Origin of the sequence: Bacillus sp. RB3, from assembly GCF_030164735.1 — a bacterium.
Lineage (GTDB): Bacteria > Bacillota > Bacilli > Bacillales > Bacillaceae_G > Bacillus_A > Bacillus_A cereus.
In genome coordinates this window covers 1-6,191 of the sequence record NZ_JASNGE010000071.1, presented here as the reverse complement: position 1 = coordinate 6,191, position 6,191 = coordinate 1, and the positions used below count along the sequence as shown (strand labels likewise).

The following is a 6,191-nucleotide window of genomic DNA, read 5'->3' as shown; positions in this document are numbered from 1 at the left end:
TGTCTTAGGACGAATTCGTTAGCTACCAAAAGTAACGACTAACCGAGAAGCCCCCACTTCAAACAGTCCGTAAGGGCGTTAAGTGGCGGGTAGTTCACTTACTACTTATTAACTAGAAGGATGCAGTTTCAATTTTATTTAACATTTTACAAAACAAACGAACACAAAGAACGAAAATAAATTTCAACTGTCTAAAAGTTGATGCTTTTAGATGATGTGGGGAAATGCTGTGAAAAATTATTAAAATCTTACCTTATATTTATCTAAGAGTTAGTCTGAAATAGAGTATATAAAACAATGATAAATTTTAAATAGTATTAGGGGATGACTGATGAAATTAGTGTGATATGTACGAGCTAGTAAAGAGAGCAAGATTTAGAATTGCAATTTAACACGGTAGAAACTTATGGTTCTACAAAAATATTCACTGGAAAGTAGAATGGAGCGAAAAATCTTAAGGAAATATAAAGTTGTTGAAATTTTTATGTGAATTCATTAATATGTAATTGTATTTATTGTTTATTTGATTCTGTTTATTCTCACACTTTAGGAGTTGTGGTTGAGCTGTAGAAGCAAGCTGCGTCTTGTTTTAATTCTGAAAGGGCTTCTTTGAGCCGATTAGTGTATATATAGCTTATTTTGCTATATACATTTTTAATCGACTTGAAGAAGTCCTTTTTGTGTTGTTTCCAAATCTGTTTGATTGGAGAACCCATTATCACATTGGGAAAAAAATTTTATTTAGGGGACTTAATTATGATTATCTGTTATGAAGTATCATTATTTTATTCTGCACATCCAGATGGTCCTATTCAAAGTTTACGTGCATTACAAGCACTTAATCCGATAAAAGAGGGTGTATTCTCTTTAACAGGTGTCAGCGTATCGTAATGAATAATTTACAGAACCATATGGAAGTATGTAGTCAGAGGGAATGACAGAAATCCGTAGTGAAGAATTACTATGAATTTCTATCTTTTATTTTATCAGGAGCAATAAAGACACGTATGGAACGTAAGATTGACAAAGAATTCAAGAGATTTACACAAATGTTGGTTTATTTTTATGAAAAATAGGTGGAAAATTTGATGGAATGTCTTATCGAGCGAAAGTGTCTGTGTACTTTGTGATACAACAATTAAGTTAGATAAGAAGAGAAGCAAAAAGTATTAGTCTACAAATCACGAGATGTTTGCTAGAGCATTTGAAGCATACGTAGAATCGGATTTGCAAAATCAAGAACATAGAAATGATTATTTAGTTTGTAATGCGTATCCTTTTGTATATCCATTAGGTGATTATACGTAATATCCTAATGTAATTATAAAAAGTTTAATGGAAGTAATAGTCCCATATATAATAAACAGTATATAAGGAGTGGGGAAAAATGAATTATAACATTCAAAAAGGACAGTTTCGTTTAACAAGTGCTTATCCGAGAGGTAGTTGGTGGGAGTTTTACCGTATACCTTGTCCAGTTTGTTATGATACAGGCAATTGTATGCTGCACGTTTTGCAAGATAAGGTAGCATGTACACGTGTAGAAAGTAAATGGATTTATGGAAAAAACACGGGCAATCCAAGCTACATTCACTACATAAAAGGAAAAGATAAATATCAATTGCCTGAGGTGGATGAAATTCAGATTCATGATAAGAAAAGTAATGAGGAGTTAAATGTGTTTAATCGTAAATTAATGGAGTTCATACCATTACAAGAGCATCATCATGCACATTTATTAAAAGATAGAAAAATGAGCGAAGAACAAATACAAGTACGTCAATATCGTTCTTTCTTAAAACAACAAATTGTGTTAGAGGAGGATAATACGTATACGACTGTTTGGGAGCAGCTATTTAAACAGATGGGGAATAAAAACTGTTGGCAGGGTGTTCCGGGCTTTTATGAGATGAGGAAAGGTCAACTTTCTCTTCGCTTGATGTCAGGATCTCCTGGTATATTGATTCCTTTTCGAAACCAGTACAATCAAATTGTTGGATGGCAGGTTCGTGTGGATGAAGTAAAAAACTCCGTTCATGTGAAATCGGCACCTACTGGAGTTCAAGCGGAATTAATCGAACAGCCTAATGTTGTAAAGATAACTAAAGATGGTGATTGTATCTTTGAAGGCGAACTAGAAGTGAGCAAAAAGGTAGAGATTCCATTTCAAGAGGGACAAATTGTTGTAAAGATTCATAAAGGACAAAAGTATCTGTGGCTCTCATCAGCAAACAAAAATCAAGGAACTGGTGCAGGCGGTAGTGAAAATCCACTTCCTGTACATGTAGCTGTACCAAGTTCTCATTTGAAACATTGGAATTCTGGTACCTTACATCAAACCAACTCAGTAATGATTACAGAGGGAGCTATGAAAGCAGATCTGGTTGCTGATTTGCTTCCAGAGAGATTTAATAAAGAGGAGCTTTCTGAAATAGGAACAACGGTTCTTGCGATTCCTGGTGTAAATGCTTGGCGAATTACTATGCCTGTATTAAAGGATATGGGTGTAGAAAATGTCTATTTAGCGTTTGACGCTGATTTAGTAGAGAATCAAAAAGTAAGAAAAGCTCTTATAGACTTCGCGACAAAGTTAAAGACAGAGGGCTATAACGTAATTATTGCTGCATGGAACCCAGCACAAGGTAAGGGGCTGGATGATGCAATGCAAGCGGGATTTAAACCTGTATTTCAGAGATTGTGAAATTCATAAAGTAGGTTGGTATTTTCATAAATAGGTAGATTGAAAAAGATAGAGTTTGTAATTCTATCTTTTTCTTATATCCAATTACCACAGAGGATTTAAATTCACTAAAAGAAAGGTAGAAGAGAATATGAATACATCTATGAAAAAAAGTCTAGTAAATTTACGAGTTGATTTTGCTTTCAAGCGCTTGTTTGGAGTAGAAGGAAACGAGGATATACTCATTGGTTTTCTTAATGCGGTATTACAATCCTCTTTAGATGAAGAAATTATTTCTTTGCATTTAGATGATCCACATCTTCCAAGGGAACAAAAGGATGATAAAATGTCTATTTTAGATTTGCGAGCTACCCTTAATAGTGGTATAAAATTAAATATAGAGATACAGGTTCGCGACAAAAAAAGACATGATCGAGCGATCTTTGTTCTACTGGGCTGGCATGTATTATTCTCAAATGACTCAGGGGATGAAGTATACAGAATTAAGACCAACTATTTGTATTAATATAGTGGATTTCATTCTGTTTCCAGGAGAAGAGGACTTTCATAATGTCGGTGTAGTCATGAACAAAAAATCGGTGCACATAATTTCGGAGAATATGCAATTGCACTTTCTTGAGATTCCAAAGGTTATTCGAGAATGGCAAGAAGATCGAATGGATCCATGGGAGGATATATTAGCACGTTGGCTATTATTATTTCCTGCATATGAAGATGAGAAATTAACTACAATCCTGGAGGGAATCGCGATGGAAAAAGATCCAGTTTTGAAAAAGGCAATAGAGGATTGGGAGCGTTTAAGTAGTGATAAAGACTTTTTACGCTTATATGAGGCGAGAGAGAAGGCAATAAAAGATAGAATATCAGAAATAGAGACGGCAGAAGAAAAAGCAGCAAAAGAAGCTAGAATAGAAATGATTCATAATTTAATTAAAGTAGGTGTACCTATAGAGAAGATAGCGGAAGCCACTGAATTAAGTGTCGAAAAGGTTAATGAAATTTTAAGAAACAAAGAGTAGATAGAAGTAGTGAAAAACAGGTACTTGTGAAAAACGCACAAGTACCTGTTTTTTGTTTCTAATGAATAGTTTGATAAACACAAGGCTTAGACACTCCTTAATAGGTAGTATACTCTTATTAAGGAGCATAATAAGTTGTTGGAGAGATTAAAATGAATAAGAAAAAAGAAGCGCATACCCTTAGAGATAAAATTCCAAAATGGATAAAATAGAATCATGTTGCTCACTGAAAGAAGATATACATTCTTATCAAGACCTAAATTGTAAAAAGTCATAAAGAATAAAGTGCGATACATATTAGACATGACCAATATGTATCGCACTTTTACTTCATATTGGGGTCCCGCCACATCGCTATCAAGCTAATATTTTGAAGAACCACCAAAACAAAAATTTTACCTCTCGACAGTTATATTTGAGAATTAAGCTTATTTTTTCGTTTTGGGGTGAATCTGTTTTCTTAAGTTGATGTGCATGTATGGTGACCCCTATAAGGGGCGTTTTTTACCGTTATCGATTTCTATCAATACCTAGTGACGTTAATAACAGAATTGCCAAATTTACCGATTCACCAGCAGCTAGCGATTTTAAATAATTACATGCATTGGTCGAAAAAAATCCAAGCCACATGTGCAAACTAGCCATCTATCCGAAAAAAATTAGGATAGATGGCCATTCATCGTGTGTACCGAAAAGGTGGCCCTTTTTTTATATTTCGGGCTTACTTTCCACTAGAAATTGAAATACTAAATTTAGACTGTTGATTACCGAATCGTTCCAATGTCCCCTCGAATTTCATTCCAACTCTTTTTAATAGTCCACAAGATTCCATGTTAAGTGACTGAGTTTCAGCGACAATAGTGGTTAAGTTTAATGCACTAAATCCATGGTTTAATACTTTCATAATCACTTCTTTTGCATAGCCTTGGCCCCAAAACTCAGGTAAAAATTGATACCCAATCTCTGTATTAATCCCATCATGATACGTATCAAGGAAAACAAAACCTATAAATTCTTTACTATCTTTTAAAAATACTGTCCAGTGGAGGGAGCTATTTTTTGAATTTAATATATCATAAAATCTAATTTTATATGCTTCTTCGTCGATAATACCTCCTAAGTATTTTCTTACTAGCTCGTTTTCATATAATTTTTTAATGTTTTTATAATCATTTTCGGAAATTACGTGTAACTCACATCTCTCAGAGAATAACAAGTAAATCTCTCCCTTCGATAATTATTATTATTTTCCTGGTAATCCACCTATGAAAAATATGTGCTCTACTTACAAAATCATATAAAACATACATCCTTTCTTATTTAGTCTTCCATAACATGGTATGATGTGAAATGCTTACCAGGTCAAGGGGCATTTATCAATTTTTTTGTATGCGCTAATATGTAGTGGGAAGGGAGTGTGTATGATGACAAATATTAAAAAATCGCAGAACTGGCTGGGGTCTCGATTTCTACTGTTTCTCGTGTTTTAAATAATTATCCGTATGTAAATGAACAAAAACGAAAAGAGATATTAGCAATTATCGAAAAGTTAAATTACACGCAAAATTCGAATGCGATTCATTTAGTACGAGGAAAAACAAATGTTATTGGAGTGCTTCTTCCATTTGTAAATAATCAATATTACAGTGCAGTTATAGAAGGTATTTCAAGAGAGGTTGTAAAACATAATTACAATATGATGCTCTGCCAAACGGATAATAGCGCGGATAAAGAAATAGAGATTGTGAATATGTTAAAGATGAAAAAGTTAGACGGAATCATTATATGTTCGAAAGTCAATGTCTGCACAGGCCGAAGGGACATTATCTTGGTGCTCTCATACGAATTCCGAAGCCATCCCACAAACTCCACCAAGTCCTCTAATCTTATATGCTTGTAATCTTTCTCTGTTTCTTGTAAGTACAAAAAATACTGTTTGAGTACATAACAGTAAGTCTTCCGTGTGTTGCTGCTTTTCCCTGTAACATCCAAATACTTGAGGTACTTCACCACAGGAATCACATCTGAATCTACTAATATGTATCTCTTTCCATTCTCTAGGATCACCTCTTGTACACGCATAGTTCTTCACCTCTTAACTCCGTTGTACGATCGGTCTCTCGACCTTGCTACGCCTCACGTTGTGGGCTATATTCCCTAATACAAAATCGAACGTAAGTTCTCGTATTATTGTATACATAATAGACCATACTTTCAACCTCTAATTATGGAATATATCATGTAAGAAAAAAGCGGATTTATGCCCTAATATTGGACATAGTATCCGCTTCTAATTATAGTCTGTTTAAGAATGCTTTAGGTTTTAAGGACGGTAATATTTTTTTAATTCTTATAGTATGGTACGATCCTAACAAAGAGGGTATAAATAAAGGTGTAAACTGGTATTATCCCCTATAGGTAGACAGTAAAAAAAGAGTCCATCTGATATGATGGACTCAATACTGTTTTAT

The 6,191-nt window shown here is 34.1% G+C and carries 3 protein-coding genes and 4 pseudogenes; 5 read left to right on the top strand and 2 right to left on the bottom strand.

The window, feature by feature from the left end:
* The first annotated feature begins 756 nt into the window (after positions 1 to 756).
* From QO049_RS30220 to QO049_RS30210, 4 genes and pseudogenes are all read left to right on the top strand, one after another.
* Positions 757 to 891: a hypothetical protein gene (locus QO049_RS30220; RefSeq protein WP_000582546.1), complete on the top strand. Its 135-nt coding sequence runs from the start codon at positions 757 to 759 to the stop codon at positions 889 to 891.
* 92 nt (positions 892 to 983) lie between these two features.
* Positions 984 to 1,374 (top strand): annotated as a pseudogene (locus tag QO049_RS31030) (LPD1 domain-containing protein); the annotation flags it as partial.
* A 13-nt stretch (positions 1,375 to 1,387) separates the two neighbouring features.
* Entirely contained in the window at positions 1,388 to 2,701 is a 1,314-nt protein-coding gene (locus tag QO049_RS30215; RefSeq protein WP_284489809.1) for a DUF3854 domain-containing protein, read from the top strand.
* A gap of 130 nt (positions 2,702 to 2,831) precedes the next feature.
* Positions 2,832 to 3,720 (top strand): annotated as a pseudogene (locus tag QO049_RS30210) (Rpn family recombination-promoting nuclease/putative transposase).
* Between the two features lie 721 nt (positions 3,721 to 4,441).
* Here QO049_RS30210 and QO049_RS30205 read toward each other — a convergent pair.
* Entirely contained in the window at positions 4,442 to 4,936 is a 495-nt protein-coding gene (locus QO049_RS30205) for a GNAT family N-acetyltransferase (RefSeq protein WP_000899000.1), read from the bottom strand.
* Positions 4,937 to 5,144: 208 nt separating this feature from the next.
* Here QO049_RS30205 and QO049_RS30200 point away from each other — a divergent pair.
* Positions 5,145 to 5,521, top strand: a pseudogene (locus QO049_RS30200) (LacI family DNA-binding transcriptional regulator); the annotation flags it as partial.
* On the opposite strand, the pseudogene QO049_RS30195 reads toward QO049_RS30200, so the two are convergent.
* A pseudogene (locus tag QO049_RS30195) lies at positions 5,521 to 5,802 on the bottom strand (site-specific integrase); the annotation flags it as partial. The pseudogenes QO049_RS30200 and QO049_RS30195 sit on opposite strands and share 1 nt — an antisense overlap.
* Positions 5,803 to 6,191: the final 389 nt, after the last annotated feature.

Coding starts and splice junctions, on each gene's coding strand:
- QO049_RS30215 (WP_284489809.1), top strand. CDS start 1,388: ATGAATTATAACATTCAAAAAGGACAGTTTCGTTTAACAAGTGCTTAT.
- QO049_RS30220 (WP_000582546.1), top strand. CDS start 757: ATGATTATCTGTTATGAAGTATCATTATTTTATTCTGCACATCCAGAT.